Here is an 18,463-nt window from a genome sequence, read left to right as displayed (position 1 = left end):
TGAGGCCAGGGCGCTCCTCAGGGCTGCAACCAGCGTGCGCCTTGGGCATCGAAACGGGCGCGGCGATGCCCGTCGGGGCGCAGCTCCAGCCAGTCCAGGCTGTCGATGCGTGCATAGATCACGCCGAAGTGTCCACGCTCCTCGCGGGACCAGGTCGCCAGCGTCGGGGCGTCGATCACGCTGCCCGGCGGCAAGGGCGACAGATAGTCCTGCGCCGAGGGCGAGAGCTTCATGCGGGCCCAGCGCGAGGACACGCTCACCCCCTGGGTGTCCAGGCTGAGCTGGACGCGGCAGCGCAGCTGCCAGCCCAGCGCGGCCGACCACATCACCACCGTGCCGGTGGGCCGCTGGCGCAGCTGGTCCACCTTGCCTGAGCGGGTGTCGGTATAGAACACCAGGGTGCGGGTCGGCACATCGACTTCGCGCAACACCACGACTCGGGCATCGGCCCCGTCGGACAGCCCGGTGGCCAAGACCGGCGTGCGCCAGGGGTGTTGGCGGTCGCGGGCCGCCTGCGCCAGTTCCTGCCACACCGCGGCCTCGATGGCGCCCAGTGCGCCGTCAGCTTCCGCGTGCCGACTCATGGGCGGTGCCTCAATGCTCGCGCCGCAGGGCCGGGAAGAGGATCACGTCGCGGATGCTGGGGCTGTCGGTCAGCAACATGACCAGCCGGTCGATGCCGATGCCGCAGCCGCCGGTGGGCGGCATGCCGTATTCGAGCGCCCGGATGAAGTCCGCGTCGTAATACATGGCCTCCTCGTCGCCGGCGGCCTTCTGGGCGGCTTGCGCCTGGAACCGTGCGGCCTGGTCCTCCGCATCATTGAGCTCCGAAAAGCCGTTGGCGATTTCTCGGCCGGTGATGTAGAGCTCGAAGCGCTCGGTCTTGGACGGGTCGGTGTCGGAGGCGCGCGCCAGCGGCGAGACCTCCACCGGGTGGTCGATGATGAAAGTGGGCTCCCACAGCTGGTCTTCCACCAGCTCCTCGAAGACGGCGAACTGCAGTTGCGCCAGTCCCCAATGGGCCGGTGCGTCTTGGCCCAGCCGTTTGAGCTCTTCGCGCAAGAAGGCAGGGTCGTCCAATTGGGCGGGGCTCAGACGGGGCGCGTATTGGAGCAGGGCATCGCGAATGCTCAGGCGCGCAAAAGGCGGCTCCAGGTCCACCACGCGGCCCTGGTAGGTCAGAGTGGCCGAGCCGGTGGCGTCTCGCGCGGCCTGGCGGATCAGCGTCTCGGTGTAGTCCATCAGATCATGGTAGTTCCAATACGCGGCATAGAACTCCATCATCGTGAACTCGGGGTTGTGGCGCACCGAGATGCCTTCGTTGCGGAAGTTGCGGTTGATCTCGAACACCCGCTCGAAGCCGCCGACGATCAGCCGCTTGAGATACAGCTCTGGCGCGATGCGCAGGTACATGTCCTGGTCCAGCGCGTTGTGGTGCGTCACGAAGGGCTTGGCGTTGGCGCCTCCCGGAATGGGATGCAGCATGGGCGTCTCCACTTCCAGGAAGCCGTGGCCGGTCATGAAGTCGCGGATGGCGCTCACGGTCTTGCTGCGCGCGATGAAACGGCGTCGCGCCTGCTCATCGGTCATCAGGTCCACGTAGCGCTGCCGATACTTCTGTTCCTGATCGGTCATGCCGTGGAACTTGTCCGGCAGCGGACGCAGGCTCTTGGTGAGCAAGCGCAGCCGCCGCACGTGCACCGACAGCTCGCCCGTCTTGGTCTTGAAGAGCTGGCCTTCGGCGCCGAGGATGTCGCCCAGATCCCAGTGCTTGAAGGCGGTATAGACCTCCTCTCCCACGCCATCTCGGGTGACGTACAGCTGCAGGCGGCCGGTGGCATCTTGCAGCGTGCAAAAGCTCGCTTTGCCCATCACGCGCTTGAGCATCATGCGTCCGGCCACGCTCACGTTCAGCGCCAACGGCTCGAGCTCTTCGTTGGATTTGTCGCCATACTGCTGGAGCAGGCCGGCCGCCCGGTGCTGGGGCTTGAAGTCGTTCGGGAAGGCCACGCCCTGCCGGCGAATCGCAGCGAGCTTCTCGCGACGCTCGGCAATCAGCTGGTGGGTGTCGGTGGCCGGGGCGGCAGCCTCGGCGGCAGCAGGCGTCGCACGGTCGGTCATGGTGGGCAGCGTATCGGCGGGAAACCGGCGATTTTACCGGGCCGGCGCACGTATCATCCGGGCGGTTCCCGCCGCTCGTCGCCCCTGCACTGTGCCTGCTCGCCCAATGCCTGCTTCCCTGACCCGCTCGGCCCTCAGCCATTTCCTGTGCCGACTGGCGGCCGTGGGGCTGGGCTTGGTCTTGTTGGGCCTGGTGGCTCGCCAGGGTCCGCAAGAGCAAGGGGTGTTCTCGTTGCTGGTGGCCACCGAGGCCGTGTATGCGGCCATGTTTTCCGGCTTCGGTCTGGTGGTGGCCCGCCAGGTGTCGCACCACCGCGAAGCCGCCGCCCGCTGGCTGGGGGGGGCGCTGGGGCTGGCGGTGGTCGCCGGCGGCGTCGCGGCGCTGGTGTTCGCGGTGGCCGGCTGGGCATGGTCGCAGGCGCCCGCCTACCGCTACCTGCCGGCCTTGGCCTGGGCCGCGCCGGCACTGCTGCTGACGCCTACCGTCTCGGGGCTGTACCTGGGGCTGGGGCGCATGGGTCCGATCAACGTCCTCACGGTGGCGCCGCCGGCGCTGGCGCTGCTGGTGCTGGCGGTCTGGGCCTGGGCCGATCAAGCGCTCAGTCTGTGGGCGGTCATGATCGCCTGGTTGGGCGCGCGCGTGTTCGTGGGTCTGGTCGGTGCGGCCTGGGCCTGGCGCGAGCAGCGCGTCCAGGCGCTGCACTGGTCGGCATGGCGCACCCAGGCGGGTTTTTGCGCCGTGCTGGGCCTGACCAATCTGATCAGCTGGCTCAATTACCGTGTCGATCTGTTCATCGTCGAAGCCTACGGCGGCCTGTCTTCCACCGGCGTGTACGCGGTGGCCGTGACGGTGACGGAGTTGCTGTGGTTCATCTCCTCCTCGGTGAGCGCTGCGGCCTATGGTCGCATCGGGCAACCCGAGCCGGCGGCCGCCGCCGCGCTGACCCTGCGGCTGGTGCACCTCAATCTGGCGTTGCTGTCGATCGCTGCGCCCGTGCTGTTGGCCCTGGCGGCCTGGGTCTTGCCGCGGGTGCTGGGCGCCCCCTACGCCGAGGCCGTGCCTCTGATGCTGTGGCTGCTGCCCGGCGTGTGGGCCTATGGGTGCGCCTCCACGCTGTCGGCCTACTACACCAATTTCCTGGGCAAGCCGCGCTTGTCGGCCGCGGTGGCGGGCTTGTCGTTGCTGATCAATCTGGCGGCCTGCCTGTGGCTGGTGCCGCGTTGGGGTGCCACGGGCGCGGCCGTGGCCACCTCGCTGTCCTATGGGCTGGCCATGGTCTGGGGGGTGGCGCTGTTTCGTCGGCATGCCGGCCTGCGCTGGCGCGATCTGCTGCGGCCGTGCCGGTAGACTGTTGCGCCTGTTGCTCGCCATGATGCCGATCAAGTCCTGGATCCTGCGAACCCTGCGCGCGCTGCTGCGGCCGCGCATGCTCTACGGCCATCGCCACCCCAGCGGGGCGTGGTTGGCCCACACCCGCATTGGCAGCAGCACCGAACTGGAAAGCCCCGAACTCCTGGACCTGGGCGATCATGTGTTCATCGGACATCACAATTTCATCGATGCATCGGGCGGTCTGAAAATCGGCGAAGGCACCCAGATCACCAATCACGTCTCGGTGCTCACGCATTCGAGCCACCGCGCCTTGCGCTTGATGGGGCGGGATTACTTCGGTCATCCGCAGCCCCTGGGATTCGTGCGTCGATCGACGGAGATTGGTCCGTACTGCTTCATCGGGCCCCACAGCGTCATCATGCCCGGCACTCGCCTGGGCCGCGGGGTGCTGGTGCGCGCCTTCAGCTATGTGGACGGTGAGTTTCCGGACTACGCCATCGTGGCCGGTCAGCCGGCCCGCGTGGTGGGCGATGTGCGGCAGGGCGATGCGGCCTGGGTCGAGCCTCACCCGCAGATCCGGTCGACCTACTGCGGACAAGGCTGGCCAGGCCGATGAGTGCGCCCCACTTGTTGTTCGTCGCCGATGCCACCAGCGTGCACACCCGCCGCTGGGTGGGTGCGATCGCACAGCGCGGCTTTCGCTGCAGCGTGATTTCCCGCCTGGATGGCGAAGTGCCGGGGGCGCAGGTCCATGCCTTGAACACCCCGCCGGGGCGCTGGCCCTGGTTTGCCGCCTTGCCGAGGGTGCGTGCGCTGGCCGGCCAGCTGCAGCCCGACCTGGTGCATGGCCACTATCTCACTTCTTACGGATTCTGGGCGGCCAGCCTGGGGCGGCATCCCTTGGTCCTGTCGGCCTGGGGCTCGGACGTGCTGGTCAGTCCGCGCCACAGCCGCCTGGTGCGCGCGCTCACCGGCTGGACCCTGCGCCGTGCCGACCTCGTCACGGCCGACAGCCGCGACATGCTCGAGGCCATCGCCGCGTACCGTCCCCGTGCAGCCTTGCACCAGGTGCTATGGGGCGTGGACACGACCAAGTTCGTCGCCGTGCACAAGACCGCCACTCCCTTGCGTCTGGTGAGCCTGCGCAACTGGGAACCCAACTACCGCATCGATCTCGTCTTGCACGCAGCGGCTCAGTTGCGCGAGCGCCGTCCGGGGCTGTCCTTCGAATTGCATTTGTGCGGTGGCGGCCCGCTGGAGGCCGAGCTACGCGCCCAGGCCCAGGCCCTGGGCGTGGACGGTGTGGTGCGCTGGCATGGCCGTGTCGATGAAGACCGCCTGGCCGAGATCGTGCGCAACGCCCATTTGGCCGTGTCCGTGCCCGAAAGCGATGCCACCTCGGTGGCGTTGCTGGAAGCCATGGCCGCTGGGCTGGCCGTGATCGTCAGCGACTTGCCGGCCAACCGGCAGTGGGTCGATGGCCGGGGCGGCCGGCTGGTGCCGGCGGGCGATGGGCAGGCGCTGGCGCAGGCCCTGGTCGAGCTGGCCGCCGATGTCCAAACCCTGGAAGCCATGGGCCGCCACAACCGCCGTCGGGTCGTGCCCGAAGTGTCGCGCGACGAACAAATGGACCGCATGGCCGCGCTGTACCGTGAGCTGCTGACCCAGGGAGGCCGTTGATGCCCACCGTCTCGGTCATCGTGCCTTGCCGCAACGAGCGCGCCCACTTGGAGGCGTTTTGCACCTCGCTGCGGGCCCAGCGGTTGCCCGAGGGCTGGACGATGGAAGTGCTGGTGGCCGATGGCCACAGCGACGACGGCAGCCGGGCCTGGCTGGAAGACCATGCCCAACGCTTCGGGCTGCGCGTCATCGACAATCCCCAACGCATCGTCTCCAGCGGCTTGAACCGCGCGCTGGCGGTCAGCCGGGGGGAAGTGATCGTGCGCATGGACGTGCACACCACGTATGCCACAGACTACATCGCGCAATGCCTGGCGGCCTTGCAGGCCAGCGGCGCGGACAACGTCGGGGGCCCATGGCGGGCGCAGGGCGAAGGCGAACTGTCCTCGGCCATTGCGGCGGCCTTTCAGTCGCGTTGGCTGGCCGGCGGCGCCCGCTCACGCCAGCTGGATTACACCGGCTGGGTCGATACCGTCTATTTGGGGTGCTGGCCGCGAGCCACTTTCGAGCGCTTTGGCGACTTCGACGAGACCCTGGTGCGCAACCAAGATGACGAACACAATCTGCGCATCACCCGTGGCGGGGGGCGCATCTGGCAATCGGCAGCCATCCGCTGCGCTTACCGTCCGCGCAACAGCCTGGGGGCCTTGTGGCGGCAGTATCAGCAGTATGGCTATTGGAAGCCCTTCGTGATCCGCAAACATCGGGGGGCCGCGTCCTGGCGACATTGGGTGCCGGCGGCTCTGGTTTTGGGCCTGGTGGGCAGCCTGCCAGCGGCCTGGTTGGGGGCGGCATGGGTGGGCGCGCTGGTGCCCGGGCTGTACCTGGCCGCGGTGTGGGTCGCTGCGCTGCTCATTGCGGCGCGCAGCCGCTGGGCTCACCTGCCTTGGCTGTTGCTGGTGATACCGACGTACCACCTGAGCTATGGCCTGGGCTTCCTGCTGGGCGCCTTCGATGCCTGGGGCCGAGGCCGGCCCCGCGCAAGCATGGGGCGGCTGAGCCGTTGAGGATGCGATGACTGCCCCTGCCGAACTGGAGGCCGTGCGCGCGCGCTATGCCCGCCGCATGCCTGACGATCCCCGCTACAGCCTGCTCGACCCGGCGGCCTTGGCGGCATGGCAGGAGCGCCAGTGTGCCATCGCGGCCTTGTTTCGGCGCCTGGGGTGGCACGACCTCTCACGGCGCTGCCTGGTCGAAGTCGGCTGTGGCACCGGCGGTCTGTTGCTCGACGCCTTGCTGCTGGGCTTCGACCCTGCGCATCTCATCGGCCTGGAATTGTTGGCCGAGCGGGCTGAACGCGCACGTCGGCGCCTGCCGGCGGCGCTGCGGGTGCTCATCGGCGATGCCAGCCAAGCCCCGGTGGCGCCAGCCAGCCAGGACGTGGTGATGCAATCCACCGTGTTTTCATCGCTGCTGGACGACGCCGCGCAGCAGGCCTTGGCCGAGGCCATGTGGCGCTGGGTGCGCCCCGGCGGCGGCGTGCTGTGGTATGACTTTACCGTGGACAACCCGCGCAACCCGGACGTGCGCGGGGTGCCCTTGCGGCGGGTGCGCGCGCTGTTTCCCTGCGGGCACATCCACGCCCGCCGGCTCACCCTGGCCCCGCCGCTGGCCCGCGCCCTCGTGCGTCTTCATCCGTCTGCCTACACTGTGGCCAATGCGCTGCCCTGGCTGCGCACCCATGTTTTGGCCTGGATTGCCAAACCCGCATGAACACCGCTGCCCCGCCTTTTCTGCCCTTCGCGCTGCCGGAGATCGGCGAAGACGAGATTGCCGAGGTCGTCGATACCCTGCGCTCGGGCTGGATCACCACCGGTCCCAAGGCGCGCCGCTTCGAGGACGCTTTTGCTGCCTATCTGGGCGATGCCGGCTTGCACTGCATTGCGGTGAACTCCGCCACGGCCGGCTTGCATCTGGCCCTCGAAGCGCTGGGCATCGGTCCTGGCGATGAGGTCATCACCACCACGCACACCTTCACCGCCACGGCCGAGGTGGTGCGCTACCTCGGGGCCGACGTGGTCTTGGTGGACATCGACCCGGCCACGCTCAATCTCGATCCGGCGGCGGTGCAGGCGGCCATCACCCCCCGCACCAAGGCCATCATTCCGGTGCACTACGCGGGGCTGGCAGCGGACATGCCGGCGCTGACGGCCCTCGCGCGCCGGCATGGCTTGAGCATCGTCGAGGACGCCGCCCACGCGCTGCCGGCCACCTGCGGTGGCCGACTCGTGGGCACGCTCGACAGTGATGCGACGGTGTTCAGCTTTTACGCCAACAAAACCATCACCACGGGGGAGGGCGGCATGCTGGTCACGCGCCACGAAGCGCTGGCCCGCCGCGCCCGTGTGATGCGCTTGCATGGCATCGACCGCGATGCCTTCGACCGCTTCACGGCCCCGCGTCCGAGTTGGTATTACGAAATCGTCGCACCGGGCTTCAAGTACAACCTGAGCGACATCGCCGCTGCGCTGGGCCTGCACCAACTCAAGCGCGCCGATGCCTTTCAACGGCGCCGACAGGCGCTGGCCGAGCGCTACGACGCCGCGTTGGCCGACCTGCCGGTGATGCTGCCGCCGCGGCCCGCGCAGGGCGAGCGCCATGCCTGGCATCTCTACGCGCTGCGCCTGCGCGAGGACGCCCCCCTGGGGCGCGATGCGCTGATCGACCGGCTCTACGCCAAGGGCATCGGTTGCAGCGTGCATTACATCCCCTTGCATCTGCATCCCTATTGGCGCGATCGCTACGGGCTGCGTCCCGAGCAGTTCCCGCACAGCCAGCGGGCCTTCGAGACCTTGCTGAGCCTGCCGCTGTATACCCGCATGCGCGAGTCCGACGTCGACCGTGTGACCGAGGCTGTGCGCGAAGCCTTGCGAGACTGAGCCATGCTCAAGCGTGCCTTCGACCTCAGCGCGGCCCTGGTGGGGCTGGTTTTGCTTGCGCCGCTGCTGCTGGCCCTGGCGCTGTGGATCAAGCTCGATTCGCCCGGGCCGGTCTTGTTCCGTCAAGAGCGTGTCGGGCGTGGGGGGCGGCTGTTTCGCATCCACAAGTTCCGCACCATGGTGGACGACCCGGCCGGCAGCGGCCTGCCCTTGACCGTCGGACAAGATGCGCGCATCACGCGCGCCGGTCGCTTCTTGCGCCGCTACCGTCTCGATGAGCTGCCGCAGTTGATCGATGTGCTGCGCGGCCAGATGAGCCTGGTGGGCCCACGGCCCGAGGTGCCGCGTTACGTGGCGCTGTATCCCGAGCATCTGCGTGACAAGCTCCTGTCGGTGCGTCCCGGCCTCACCGACCCGGCCTCGCTTGCGCATCTGGACGAAAGCGAGCGCCTGGGCCGCGCAAGCGATCCGGAGCGCACCTATGTCGAGGAGATCTTGCCCGCCAAGCTGCGGTTGTCGGCCCAGTACGTGGACCATGCCCGCTTGGCCACGGATGTGCGGGTGTTGTGGCGCACCTTGTGCCGCGTCTGGGCGGGGCGTTGAACATGGAGACGCGCTTCTGGCTGGCCATCGAACGGGTTCTGGCCCGGGTGCGTCCGCACCGGCAGGGCCTGTCCTTGTGCATCGATGCGGCCGTGATCGCTGCGGCCTGGAACCTGACCTACCTCTTTCGGCTGGGCTTCGAGCGCTGGATCAGCGCCCGTGCCGACTATGACCCGTGGGTGATGGCCGGTGTGATCGCTCTGTACCTGCTGGGCTTGGTGCTCTTGCGTGTGCCGCAGGCGATGTGGCGTTTTGCCGGTTTCTCCGAGGTGCGTCGCCTGGCCTGGGTTTGTGCGGGCGCAGGCCTGGTGGCGGCGGTGGTCGTGCTGATGGCGGGCTGGAGCAAGATCCCGCGCTCGGTCCTGGCGCTGCATCCCCTGGTCACGCTGATGGGGTTGATCGCCGTGCGCATCGCCTACCGCATGTTCTACGAGCATTTGCGCGAGCGCTTGTCGCCGGGGGGGCATGCCCCACGCCGCGCCTTGGTGCTGGGCGCTGGCCAGGCTGCGCGCATGCTGCTGGCAGGCATCCAGCACCAGGGGTATGTGGTGCTCGGTCTGCTCGACGACGATCCGGCCAAGCAAGGCGCCCGTCTGGGCGGCGTGCCCGTGTTGGGGCCTTTGGCCAGCCTGAACGAGCAGGCCAAGCGCCTGGGCGCCACCCATCTCATCGTGGCCATGCCCTCGCTGCGCCTGCCGCAGCGTCGCCGGGTGATCGAGCTGGCCAGCCGCAGCGGACTGCCGGTGCTCACCGTGCCGACGATGCAAGAGCTCATCGAAGGCTCACAGGTCGGCCGGGTGCGACAGATCGAGCCCGAAGACCTGCTGGGCCGCGAGCCGGTGCAGCTCGACGAGGCAGGCATCGCCGAATGCCTGTCGGGGGCCACCGTGCTGGTCACAGGCGCCGGCGGCAGCATCGGCTCGGAGCTGTGCCGGCGTCTGGCCCAATACGGTCCGGCGCGCCTGGTGCTGTTCGAGCACAGCGAATACGCGCTTTACACCATCGAGCAGGAACTGGGTCGGCGTTTCCCGCACATCCCGCTGGTGCGCTTGCTGGGCGATGTGCGCGATGCCGCCCAGCTGCGCCGTTGCTGCCTGGCCTGGCGGCCGCACATCGTCTTCCATGCGGCAGCCTACAAGCACGTGCCGCTGACCGAGGAGCACAATGCCTGGGCGGCACTGCGCAACAACACCCTGGGCACGCTGTATGCCGCCCGTGCTGCCGCCGAAGCGGGTGCGGCGCGTTTCGTGCTCATTTCCACCGACAAGGCCGTCAACCCCACCAACGTGATGGGCGCCACCAAGCGCGCTGCCGAGATGGTGCTGTCCCACCTGGCCGCCCAGGGCCATGCCACGCGCTTCATGGCCGTGCGCTTCGGCAATGTGCTGGGCTCCAGCGGCTCGGTGGTGCCCAAGTTCCAGGCGCAAATCGCGCAGGGCGGTCCGGTCACCGTCACCCATCCCGACATCACCCGTTACTTCATGACCATTGCCGAAGCGGCGCGCCTGGTCATCCAAGCGGCGGTGATCGGCGAGTCGGGGCAAGTCTTCGTGCTGGACATGGGCGAGCCGGTGCGCATTGCCCAGCTCGCGCAGGACCTGATCCGTTTGTCGGGTCACAGCCTGGACGAGATTCCCATCGTCTACACCGGGCTGCGTCCCGGAGAAAAACTCTACGAAGAGCTGCTGGCCGATGCCGACACCACCCTGCCCACGCGGTTTGCGCGCCTGCGCATCGCTCGGCTGGGCGTGCAAGGTGACGAGACCTGGGTGGCCGAACTGGCCCGCTCGGTCGAACTGCTGGCCGACGGCGACGACCGCGAAGTGCGCGCCTGGTTGCGCCGTCACGTGCCGGAATACCGGCCCGCCGGCGAGGCGCTCGCCGCGGCCGATGCCGGAGGGCGGGCGGTCTGGGCCGATGATGCGCCGCCCGGTGGCGGATAATTGGGGGCATGACCGATCCTTCCATCGGAACCGCCGAGCCTGGCGAGTTCTCGCTCCTGCCCCTGGACCCCGTGCTCCAGAAGGCCATCGCGGACCAGGGCTACACCCGCATGACGCCCATCCAAGCCAAGGCGATCCCCATCGTCCTGGCTGGCCGCGATGTGATGGGCGCGGCCCAGACCGGCACGGGCAAGACGGCGGCGTTCTCGCTGCCGCTGTTGCAGAAAATGCTGCGCCACCAAAACGCCAGCATGTCGCCGGCGCGCCATCCGGTGCGCGCTTTGGTGCTGGCCCCCACGCGTGAGCTGGCCGACCAAGTGGCCCAGAACGTCAAGGCCTATGCCCGTTACACCCTCTTGCGGGTGGCCTGCGTGTTCGGTGGGGTCGACATGAAACCCCAAGAGGCCGAGCTCAAGGCGGGCGTCGAGGTGCTCATCGCCACTCCGGGCCGCTTGCTCGACCACATCCAGGCCAAGAACTGCCACCTCGGCCAGGTGGAATACGTGGTGCTCGACGAAGCCGATCGCATGCTCGACATCGGCTTCCTGCCCGATTTGCAGCGCATCCTGAGCTACCTGCCCCAGCAGCGCCAGACCCTGCTGTTCTCGGCCACCTTCTCGCCCGAGATCAAAAAGCTCGCACAAAGTTACCTGCACGACCCGGTGCTCGTCGAGGTGGCACGGCCCAACACCACCGCTGCCACGGTGGAGCAACACTTCTACAGCGTCGAAGATGAGGACAAGCGTCGCGCCGTGCGCCAGTTGCTGCGCGAACGCGCCATCACCCAGGCCATCGTTTTCGTGAACTCCAAGCTGGGTGCGGCACGCCTGGCCCGAGCGCTGGAGCGCGATGGCTTGAAGACCACCGCGCTGCACGGCGACAAGTCGCAGGACGAGCGTCTCAAAGCACTGGACGCCTTCAAGCGTGGCGAGGTCGAACTGCTGGTGGCCACCGATGTGGCCGCCCGCGGCCTGGACATCGCCGACTTGCCGGCCGTCTTCAATTTCGACATTCCCTTCAACGCCGAAGACTACGTGCACCGCATCGGCCGCACCGGCCGCGCCGGGGCCTCGGGCTTGGCGATTTCCTTCGTGTCGCGCAACGATCAGCGCCTGGTGGCCGAGATCGAAAAGCTCTTGAAGAAGAAAATCGACATCGAGCCGCTGGAGCTGGACGACGAGCGCCCGCGCCGGCCGCGACGCCGCCCAGACGACGAGCTCCCGACGGCGGCCGGCCCGGTCGCAGACGGCGCGGCGCCCCGTGCGGCGCCGCCGCGCGCACAACCCAGCGATCCCATCTTCAGCCAGCCCTACGAGCCCCCCATCGAGCGCACCGAGCCTCCGGCCTGGGAGCGTGAACGCAGCGCCGTGCCCGTGCCGGCACCGAAATCGCTGTCGGCCTACATCCGGCCCAAGCGCAAAGTGGCGGTCTTGCTGGGCGGCAGTGGTGGCAAGAAGCCGGCGGCGTGAAGGCGCTCAGCGCGCCCACAAGGCAAACACTGCGGGGCGGTCTGCCGGCACGTGCCGGGCGGCCGCGCCGCGGCCCTCGCGCCACTGCGCCACCGGCGCGCTGTGGTTCCAGCCGTCCTCCAAGGTCAGGCCGCAGGCCACCGCCAGCTGGGTGCTGGGATGCAAGTGCTGCAACAGCGCTCGAAAGAGCGCGGCGTTGCGGTACGGCGTTTCGATCATCAGCTGCGTTTGTCCCAGCCGCCGCGACACCCCTTCCAGTTCACGTATGCGTGCCGCGCGCGCCGTTTCGTCCACCGGCAGATAGCCCACGAAGGCGAAGCTTTGCCCATTCATGCCGCTGGCGGCCAGGGCCAGCAGCAAGGCCGACGGGCCGACCAGCGGAGTGACGGTCAGGCCCAGCGCCTGCGCGCGGCGCACCAGCTCGGCGCCCGGATCGGCCACCGCCGGCATGCCTGCTTCGGACATGAGTCCCATCTCCAGCCCCGACAGCGCCGGCTGCAGCAAGTGCTCGGGCACCGCGGGGGGCGTTCCGCGGGGGCCCTTCGACCCGCGCGGCAACTCCTGGATCTGCAAGGACTGCAGCGGTTGGGCCAGAGGCACCACCGCATGCACGCGCTTGAGGAACGCGCGCGCGGTCTTGGCGTTTTCCACCACCCAATGCGACAGACGGGCCGCCGTGCGCAGCGTGCCCATGGGCAAGACCTCGCGCAGGTCGGGCGCCTGCCCGCCGGCATCCAGCGTGCCGAAGTCCAACGGGGTGGGCACCAACCACAGCCTGCCGGTGCTCATCGACCCCCCGAACCCAGCAGCGGCACCCCGGCGGCACGCAGCAACTCGCAGGTGCGGATCAAGGGCAGGCCGATCAGCGCGGTCGGGTCGTCGCTTTCCACGGCGCGCAGCAAGGCAATGCCCAAGCCCTCGACCTTGGCGCTGCCGGCGCAGTCATAAGGCTGCTCGGCATCGAGATAGGCCTCGATCTCGGGCTGCGACAAGGCTCGGAACTTCACCGTCACCGGCACCAGCGCGGCCTGCTCGAAGCCGGTGGCCTGACAAACCACGGCCACGGCGGTCTGAAAGATCACCGTGCGCCCACTCATCTCTTGCAACTGCGCCAAGGCTCGAGCCCGATGACCTGGCTTGCCCACGGGCCGGCCGTCCAGGTCGGCCACCTGGTCCGAGCCGATCACCACCGCTTCGGGATGGCGGGAGGCGACCTCATGGGCCTTGGCCAAGGCCAGGCGCAGCGCCAACAACGCCGGCGTCTCATCCGGGCGAGGGGTTTCATCGACATGGGGCGGCTCCACGTCGAACGGCAGCCGCAAACGCTGCAGCAGCTCACGGCGATACGGGGACGTGGAGCCCAGGATCAGGGCTCGGGGCATGGATGGCATGGACATGCCGCCATTGTCGCTCGCCATCGGGCTACACTGCTGGCATGAAGTCCGCCAAGCCCTTCGACGCGCAACGCCTGGACATGGAACGCTTCGCCCGCGACGCCGGGCAACTGCAAGGCCGCTGGCTGCTTGCAGCGTTGCCGCGGCTGGCGGAAAGCCAGGTCGACGGGGTCGCCCCGGCAGGACGGGAGGTGCTCTGGGAGGCGCACGGGCAGCGTGTCGATCGCCTCGGCGCGCCGGCCGAGGTGTGGCTGCACCTGGGGGCGCGGGCGACCGTGCGGCTGCAGTGCCAGCGTTGTCTGAATCCGGTCGACGTGGTGCTCGAAGTCGACCGCAGTTTCCGCTTCGTGCGCGATGAGCGCGAGGCGGCCGAACTCGATGCCCAGGTCGAAGAGGACATCCTCGTGCTCGACCGCAGCCTGGACCTGCAGGCACTGGTCGAAGACGAACTCATTCTGGCGCTGCCCTTGGTGCCTCGGCATGCCGATTGCCGTTATCCCGCTGCGGTGGAGGGGGAGCCAGCCCCGACGGGTGCGGATCCGGTCGTGGCCGAACGCCCCCATCCCTTTGCGGCCTTGGCCGCGCTTAAACGCAGGCTCACCTGAGGCGGTGTGCGGGCGTCTGGGTCAGCCAGACCGGCCCATGACGGCCATGCTAAAATGACAGGTTTTCCAAGGAGCGAGCCATGGCCGTTCAACAGAACAAGAAGTCGCCTTCCAAGCGTGGGATGCACCGTTCGCACAATGCCTTGACCCCTCCGGGCACGGCGATCGAGCCCACCACCGGCGAAGTTCACCTGCGTCATCACATCAGCCCCAGCGGTTTCTACCGCGGCCGCAAGGTCCTCAAGACCAAGGCCGACGCCTGATCCTGCAGCGTCATGGGAGTGCAGTCGCATCGGTTGCCGATGCCCAAGCGGGGCGCCGGCGGCTTGTGCCTGCCCGGCTCTGTGGCCTGCTTGGTCTCTTGGGCGGCCCGGTGTGGGCTTGATCGTGCCGCAGCGGCCCGGGCGAGTGATCTGATGTCGGTCTGCCCACGCCTGCCATGAATTCCACGACCCAGAGGGTGGCGTCTGCGTCGGCGACGCCTGCTGCGACGCGCGTCGTGCGCTTGGCCGTCGACTGCATGGGCGGCGACCACGGCCCGTCCGTGACCTTGCCGGCCTGTCAAGCGTTTCTGGCTTCGCATCCCGAGGCCGAGCTCATTCTCGTTGGGCGTGCCGAAGCGCTGGCGCCGGCGCGCGCTTGGCCGCGTTGTACCGTGGTCGAGGCCAGCGAAGTGGTCGAGATGGACGATCCGGTGGAGGTGGCCTTGCGGCGCAAAAAGGATTCCTCCATGCGCGTGGCCATCAGCCAGGTCAAGCCCGGCGAGGACGGTCGCGCGGCGGCCGATGCCTGTGTCTCGGCTGGCAACACCGGGGCCTTGATGGCCGTCTCGCGCTACGTGCTCAAAACCCTGCAAGGCATCGATCGCCCCGCGATTGCCACCGTGATGCCCAACCAGAACGATGGCTTCACCACCGTTTTGGACCTGGGCGCCAATGTCGATTGCGAGCCCGAGCACCTGCTGCAGTTTGCGCTGATGGGCAGTGCGCTGGTCAGCGCGGTGGAGGGCAAGGCCCAGCCCAGCGTGGGCTTGCTCAACATCGGGGAAGAAGCGATCAAGGGCAGCGAAACCATCAAAAAGGCCGCCGAGCTGCTGCGATCGGCCGCCCAGGCTGGGCATCTGAACTTCTACGGCAATGTCGAGGGCAACGACATCTTCACCGGCCGCACCGACATCGTCGTGTGTGATGGCTTCGTGGGCAATGTCGCGCTCAAGACGGCCGAAGGCCTGGCCTCGATGCTCACCCGCTTCATCAAGCAAGAGTTCACACGCAACATCTTCACCAAACTTGCGGCGATCGTGGCACTTCCGGTGCTCAACCACTTCAAAAAGCGCGTCGATCACCGGCGCTACAACGGCGCGGCCTTGCTCGGGTTGCGCGGCCTGGTCTTCAAGAGCCATGGCTCGGCCGATGCTTTCGCATTCGAGCAGGCGCTGAATCGGGCGTATGATGCGGCCCGGAACCGGTTGCTCGACCGGGTGCACGATCGGATCGTCGAAACCCTGCAGGCCTTGCCGGCCAACGGTGAGGCAGCGGCGCCCGCGCCGGTCGCCCAGACGGCATGACCCTTTTTTCTGATCGCTATTCCCGCATCACCGGCACCGGCAGCTACCTGCCGCCGCGCCGTGTGACCAATGCCGAGTTCGCGGCCGAATTGGCGGCCCAGGGCATCGAAACCTCCGATGCCTGGATCGTCGAGCGCACGGGCATCCGGGCGCGCCATTTCGCCGCGCCCGACGTCGCCTCGAGCGACTTGGCCCTGCACGCGGCTCGGCATGCGTTGGAGGCCGCCGGACGCACGGCGGCCGACATCGACCTCATCATCGTGGCCACCTCCACCCCGGACATGGTGTTCCCGTCCACGGCTTGCTTGTTGCAACACAAGCTGGGGGTGGCCGGTTGCCCGGCGTTCGATGTGCAGGCCGTGTGCTCGGGCTTCGTCTACGCGCTCAGCGTGGCCGATGCGATGATCAAGTCCGGCGCGGCGCATTGCGCCCTGGTGGTGGGCGCCGAGGTCTTTTCGCGCATCCTCGACTTCAAAGACCGCACCACCTGCGTCTTGTTCGGCGACGGTGCCGGCGCCGTCGTACTCGAAGCCAGCGACCGCCCGGGCATCCTGGCCACCGAGCTGCATGCCGATGGCAGCCATTCCGGGGTGCTGTGTACCCCAGGCACGGTCAGCGGCGGCCAGGTGCTGGGCGAGCCCTTCCTCAAGATGGACGGTCAGGCGGTGTTCAAGCTGGCCGTCAAGGTGCTCGACGAAGTGGCCCGCGCCGTGCTCTACAAGGCCGGCCGTCAAGACAGCGACATCGACTGGCTGATCCCGCACCAGGCCAACATCCGCATCATGCAGGGGACGGCCAAGAAGCTGAAGCTGCCACAGGACAAGCTCATCGTCACCGTGGACGAGCATGGCAATACCTCGGCGGCCTCCATCCCGCTGGCGCTGGACCATGCCGTGCGGCAAGGCCGCATCCAGCGGGGAGACACCTTGCTGCTCGAAGGCGTCGGCGGCGGCTTCACCTGGGGTGCGGTGTTGCTCGATTACTGAACGAACGCGGCGGCATGGCCGTCGCCGCATGGGTGCATTCCTGAGTTTTCCTTGACTTCGAACGTCATGAGCACTTTCGCCTTCGTGTTTCCCGGCCAGGGCTCCCAGGCCGTGGGCATGCTCAACGCCTGGGGCGACCATGCCGCCGTGCGCCAAACGCTGGACGAAGCCAGCGCGGCCCTGGGCGAGGATGTCGCCCGCTTGATTGCGCAGGGCCCCAAGGAGGCTTTGGATCTCACCACCAACACCCAGCCCGTGATGTTGGTGGCCGGCATCGCCTGCTATCGCGCCTGGCGCGCCGAAGGCGGCCGCGAGCCTGCCGTGGTGGCGGGCCACTCGCTGGGGGAATACACCGCCTTGGTGGCCGCCGGTGCGTTGAGCTTGTCCGAGGCGCTGCCCCTGGTGCGCTTTCGTGCCCAGGCCATGCAAGAGGCCGTGCCGGTGGGCGCCGGCGGCATGGCCGCGATCCTGGGGATGGAGGCCGACGAGGTGCGTCGCCACTGCGCCGAGGTGGCCGCATCCAGCGGCGAGGTGGTCGAGGCGGTGAACTTCAATGATCCGAAGCAGACCGTGATCGCCGGCAGCAAAACCGGGGTCGAGAAAGCCTGCGAGGTGCTCAAGGCGGCCGGGGCCAAACGGGCGCTGCCCTTGCCGGTGTCGGCGCCTTTCCATTCCAGTCTGATGAAACCGGCGGCCGAACGCTTGCGCGAGCGCTTGGCCCAGGTGAGCATTGCCGTGCCGCGCATCCCGGTGGTCCACAACATCGACGTGACCGTTTACGACCAACCTCAGGCCATCCGTGACGCCTTGTACCGCCAGGCCTTTGGGCCGGTGCGCTGGGTCGAATGCGTCCAGGCGCTGCGCGCGCGTGGCGTCACCCACGTGGTGGAATGCGGGCCGGGCAAGGTGCTGTCCGGCATGGTCAAGCGCATCGATGCGGAGCTGGTCAGCGCCGCGTTGTACGATCCGGCCACCTTGGCCGAGGTGAAGGAGCTGCTCGCATGAACGAGGTCGTCTTCAAAGGTCAAGTCGCCCTGGTGACCGGGGCCACGCGTGGGATCGGCCGAGCCATCGCGCTGGAATTGGCCCGCCACGGACTCAAGGTCGTGGGCACGGCCACCACCGATGCCGGCGCGGCGACGATCACAGACACGCTGGCGGCCTATCCGGGCTGTCGCGGGCATCGGCTCGATGTCAACGATGCCGCTGGCGTCGAGGCCCTGGTCGAGGCGATCCTCAAAGAGCATGGCGCCTTGCATGTGCTGGTCAACAACGCCGGCATTACGCGCGACACGCTGTCCATGCGCATGAAGGACGAAGACTGGGATGCCGTGCTGGACACCAATCTCAAAGCGGTGTTTCGTCTCAGCCGAGCGGTGATCCGCCCGATGATGAAGCAGCGCTACGGCCGCATCGTCAATATCACCTCGGTGGTGGGCGCCAGCGGCAACGCCGGTCAGGCCAACTATGCGGCGGCCAAAGCCGGCGTGGCCGGCATGACCCGCTCGCTGGCCCGGGAATTGGGCAGCCGCGGCATCACGGTCAATTGCGTGGCCCCCGGCTTCATCGAAACCGACATGACTCGCGCACTGTCCGAACAGCAGACCCAGGCCCTGATGGCGCAGATCCCGCTGGGCCGTCTGGGCCGCCCGGAGGACATTGCCCATGCGGTGGCGTACTTGGCTTCGCCGCAGGCCGGCTACATCACGGGCGCGGAGCTCCACGTCAATGGCGGCATGTTCATGAATTGAAGGCATTGAAGGACTGAAAAGGCTTTTGGGAAGCCCTGCGTGGGGCGCCGACCGGTTGGAGCCCGTCCGGGACCCCGGCCGCCGAGGGGCTTAGAGTAGGCACCCTGACGGTCGTAGAATCACGGGCTGTTT

Annotated in this window: 19 protein-coding genes; 15 read left to right on the top strand and 4 right to left on the bottom strand. The window is 68.1% G+C overall.

The features are described from left to right. Window positions 1-17: 17 nt before the first annotated feature. Together CTA01S_RS02080 and lysS are read right to left on the bottom strand one after the other, a co-directional pair. Entirely contained in the window at window positions 18-584 is a 567-nt protein-coding gene (locus CTA01S_RS02080; protein ID WP_062191587.1) for a pyridoxamine 5'-phosphate oxidase family protein, read from the bottom strand. Window positions 585-594: 10 nt separating this feature from the next. Then, the gene (gene lysS, locus CTA01S_RS02075; protein WP_062191584.1) at window positions 595-2,121 is read right to left on the bottom strand and encodes a lysine--tRNA ligase; all 1,527 of its coding nucleotides are present in this window, start codon (window positions 2,119-2,121) and stop codon (window positions 595-597) included. 106 nt (window positions 2,122-2,227) lie between these two features. Here lysS and CTA01S_RS02070 point away from each other — a divergent pair, with 106 nt between their 5' ends. Genes CTA01S_RS02070 through CTA01S_RS02030 form a run of 9 tightly spaced genes read left to right on the top strand, consistent with a single transcriptional unit; the run spans window position 2,228 to window position 12,028 of the window. Further along, complete coding sequence (locus tag CTA01S_RS02070) at window positions 2,228-3,469, top strand: MATE family efflux transporter (protein WP_062191581.1); 1,242 nt, start codon at window positions 2,228-2,230, stop codon at window positions 3,467-3,469. A 22-nt stretch (window positions 3,470-3,491) separates the two neighbouring features. After that, window positions 3,492-4,070 carry an acyltransferase gene (locus tag CTA01S_RS02065; RefSeq protein ID WP_019559763.1) on the top strand — a complete coding sequence of 193 codons (579 nt, stop codon included), beginning with the start codon at window positions 3,492-3,494 and terminating at the stop codon, window positions 4,068-4,070. Then, window positions 4,067-5,134: a glycosyltransferase gene (locus CTA01S_RS02060; RefSeq protein WP_019559762.1), complete on the top strand. Its 1,068-nt coding sequence runs from the start codon at window positions 4,067-4,069 to the stop codon at window positions 5,132-5,134. Before CTA01S_RS02065 ends, CTA01S_RS02060 begins: the two co-directional genes overlap by 4 nt. Beyond that, complete coding sequence (locus CTA01S_RS02055; protein WP_062191578.1) at window positions 5,134-6,141, top strand: glycosyltransferase family 2 protein; 1,008 nt, start codon at window positions 5,134-5,136, stop codon at window positions 6,139-6,141. Before CTA01S_RS02060 ends, CTA01S_RS02055 begins: the two co-directional genes overlap by 1 nt. A gap of 7 nt (window positions 6,142-6,148) precedes the next feature. Then, complete coding sequence (locus CTA01S_RS02050) at window positions 6,149-6,847, top strand: class I SAM-dependent methyltransferase (RefSeq protein ID WP_062191575.1); 699 nt, start codon at window positions 6,149-6,151, stop codon at window positions 6,845-6,847. Next, window positions 6,844-8,013, top strand: coding sequence for a DegT/DnrJ/EryC1/StrS family aminotransferase (locus CTA01S_RS02045; RefSeq protein ID WP_019559759.1), 1,170 nt, complete (start codon window positions 6,844-6,846; stop codon window positions 8,011-8,013). The genes CTA01S_RS02050 and CTA01S_RS02045 overlap by 4 nt, the downstream gene beginning before the upstream one ends. A gap of 3 nt (window positions 8,014-8,016) precedes the next feature. Next, a complete protein-coding gene (locus tag CTA01S_RS02040; protein ID WP_062191572.1) occupies window positions 8,017-8,616 on the top strand; it encodes a sugar transferase in 600 nt (199 codons plus the stop codon). A gap of 2 nt (window positions 8,617-8,618) precedes the next feature. Next, window positions 8,619-10,559, top strand: a complete 1,941-nt coding sequence (locus tag CTA01S_RS02035) for a polysaccharide biosynthesis protein (RefSeq protein WP_033370916.1) — start codon at window positions 8,619-8,621, stop codon at window positions 10,557-10,559. An 8-nt stretch (window positions 10,560-10,567) separates the two neighbouring features. Next, the gene (locus CTA01S_RS02030) at window positions 10,568-12,028 is read left to right on the top strand and encodes a DEAD/DEAH box helicase (RefSeq protein WP_062191568.1); all 1,461 of its coding nucleotides are present in this window, start codon (window positions 10,568-10,570) and stop codon (window positions 12,026-12,028) included. A gap of 6 nt (window positions 12,029-12,034) precedes the next feature. Here CTA01S_RS02030 and CTA01S_RS02025 read toward each other — a convergent pair whose 3' ends face one another. Together CTA01S_RS02025 and CTA01S_RS02020 are read right to left on the bottom strand one after the other, a co-directional pair. Next, a complete protein-coding gene (locus CTA01S_RS02025; RefSeq protein ID WP_062191564.1) occupies window positions 12,035-12,817 on the bottom strand; it encodes an SAM-dependent methyltransferase in 783 nt (260 codons plus the stop codon). After that, window positions 12,814-13,419, bottom strand: a complete 606-nt coding sequence (locus CTA01S_RS02020) for a Maf family nucleotide pyrophosphatase (RefSeq protein ID WP_062192154.1) — start codon at window positions 13,417-13,419, stop codon at window positions 12,814-12,816. The genes CTA01S_RS02025 and CTA01S_RS02020 overlap by 4 nt, the downstream gene beginning before the upstream one ends. 44 nt (window positions 13,420-13,463) lie before the next feature. Here CTA01S_RS02020 and CTA01S_RS02015 point away from each other — a divergent pair, with 44 nt between their 5' ends. The 6 genes from CTA01S_RS02015 (at window position 13,464) to fabG (ending at window position 18,331) form a co-directional block, all read left to right on the top strand. Beyond that, window positions 13,464-14,027 (top strand): YceD family protein, encoded by a 564-nt coding sequence (locus CTA01S_RS02015; RefSeq protein ID WP_062191561.1) that lies wholly within the window; start codon window positions 13,464-13,466, stop codon window positions 14,025-14,027. Between the two features lie 80 nt (window positions 14,028-14,107). Next, on the top strand, window positions 14,108-14,290 hold the full coding sequence (gene rpmF / locus CTA01S_RS02010; RefSeq protein ID WP_019559752.1) for a 50S ribosomal protein L32: 183 nt from the start codon (window positions 14,108-14,110) through the stop codon (window positions 14,288-14,290). Window positions 14,291-14,466: 176 nt separating this feature from the next. After that, on the top strand, window positions 14,467-15,594 hold the full coding sequence (plsX, locus tag CTA01S_RS02005; RefSeq protein WP_051090178.1) for a phosphate acyltransferase PlsX: 1,128 nt from the start codon (window positions 14,467-14,469) through the stop codon (window positions 15,592-15,594). Continuing rightward, complete coding sequence (locus CTA01S_RS02000) at window positions 15,591-16,580, top strand: beta-ketoacyl-ACP synthase III (protein WP_062191558.1); 990 nt, start codon at window positions 15,591-15,593, stop codon at window positions 16,578-16,580. The genes plsX and CTA01S_RS02000 overlap by 4 nt, the downstream gene beginning before the upstream one ends. A 66-nt stretch (window positions 16,581-16,646) precedes the next feature. After that, window positions 16,647-17,585 carry an ACP S-malonyltransferase gene (gene fabD / locus CTA01S_RS01995; RefSeq protein WP_019559749.1) on the top strand — a complete coding sequence of 313 codons (939 nt, stop codon included), beginning with the start codon at window positions 16,647-16,649 and terminating at the stop codon, window positions 17,583-17,585. Further along, window positions 17,582-18,331 (top strand): 3-oxoacyl-ACP reductase FabG, encoded by a 750-nt coding sequence (gene fabG / locus CTA01S_RS01990; protein ID WP_062191555.1) that lies wholly within the window; start codon window positions 17,582-17,584, stop codon window positions 18,329-18,331. The genes fabD and fabG overlap by 4 nt, the downstream gene beginning before the upstream one ends. Window positions 18,332-18,463 lie beyond the last annotated feature (132 nt).

Origin of the sequence: Caldimonas taiwanensis NBRC 104434, from assembly GCF_001592165.1 — a bacterium.
Classification (GTDB): Bacteria; Pseudomonadota; Gammaproteobacteria; order Burkholderiales; family Burkholderiaceae_C; genus Caldimonas; species Caldimonas manganoxidans.
The sequence above is the reverse complement of the archived record's forward strand: the minus strand, read 5'-3'. Positions and strand labels throughout refer to the sequence as shown.

Bases quoted from the DNA above. Each gene is read 5' to 3' on its own strand.
- CTA01S_RS02080 (WP_062191587.1), bottom strand. From the start codon at position 584: ATGAGTCGGCACGCGGAAGCTGACGGCGCACTGGGCGCCATCGAGGCC.
- lysS (WP_062191584.1), bottom strand. From the start codon at position 2,121: ATGACCGACCGTGCGACGCCTGCTGCCGCCGAGGCTGCCGCCCCGGCC.
- CTA01S_RS02070 (WP_062191581.1), top strand. From the start codon at position 2,228: ATGCCTGCTTCCCTGACCCGCTCGGCCCTCAGCCATTTCCTGTGCCGA.
- CTA01S_RS02065 (WP_019559763.1), top strand. From the start codon at position 3,492: ATGATGCCGATCAAGTCCTGGATCCTGCGAACCCTGCGCGCGCTGCTG.
- CTA01S_RS02060 (WP_019559762.1), top strand. From the start codon at position 4,067: ATGAGTGCGCCCCACTTGTTGTTCGTCGCCGATGCCACCAGCGTGCAC.
- CTA01S_RS02055 (WP_062191578.1), top strand. From the start codon at position 5,134: ATGCCCACCGTCTCGGTCATCGTGCCTTGCCGCAACGAGCGCGCCCAC.
- CTA01S_RS02050 (WP_062191575.1), top strand. From the start codon at position 6,149: ATGACTGCCCCTGCCGAACTGGAGGCCGTGCGCGCGCGCTATGCCCGC.
- CTA01S_RS02045 (WP_019559759.1), top strand. From the start codon at position 6,844: ATGAACACCGCTGCCCCGCCTTTTCTGCCCTTCGCGCTGCCGGAGATC.
- CTA01S_RS02040 (WP_062191572.1), top strand. From the start codon at position 8,017: ATGCTCAAGCGTGCCTTCGACCTCAGCGCGGCCCTGGTGGGGCTGGTT.
- CTA01S_RS02035 (WP_033370916.1), top strand. From the start codon at position 8,619: ATGGAGACGCGCTTCTGGCTGGCCATCGAACGGGTTCTGGCCCGGGTG.
- CTA01S_RS02030 (WP_062191568.1), top strand. From the start codon at position 10,568: ATGACCGATCCTTCCATCGGAACCGCCGAGCCTGGCGAGTTCTCGCTC.
- CTA01S_RS02025 (WP_062191564.1), bottom strand. From the start codon at position 12,817: ATGAGCACCGGCAGGCTGTGGTTGGTGCCCACCCCGTTGGACTTCGGC.
- CTA01S_RS02020 (WP_062192154.1), bottom strand. From the start codon at position 13,419: ATGCCATCCATGCCCCGAGCCCTGATCCTGGGCTCCACGTCCCCGTAT.
- CTA01S_RS02015 (WP_062191561.1), top strand. From the start codon at position 13,464: ATGAAGTCCGCCAAGCCCTTCGACGCGCAACGCCTGGACATGGAACGC.
- rpmF (WP_019559752.1), top strand. From the start codon at position 14,108: ATGGCCGTTCAACAGAACAAGAAGTCGCCTTCCAAGCGTGGGATGCAC.
- plsX (WP_051090178.1), top strand. From the start codon at position 14,467: ATGAATTCCACGACCCAGAGGGTGGCGTCTGCGTCGGCGACGCCTGCT.
- CTA01S_RS02000 (WP_062191558.1), top strand. From the start codon at position 15,591: ATGACCCTTTTTTCTGATCGCTATTCCCGCATCACCGGCACCGGCAGC.
- fabD (WP_019559749.1), top strand. From the start codon at position 16,647: ATGAGCACTTTCGCCTTCGTGTTTCCCGGCCAGGGCTCCCAGGCCGTG.
- fabG (WP_062191555.1), top strand. From the start codon at position 17,582: ATGAACGAGGTCGTCTTCAAAGGTCAAGTCGCCCTGGTGACCGGGGCC.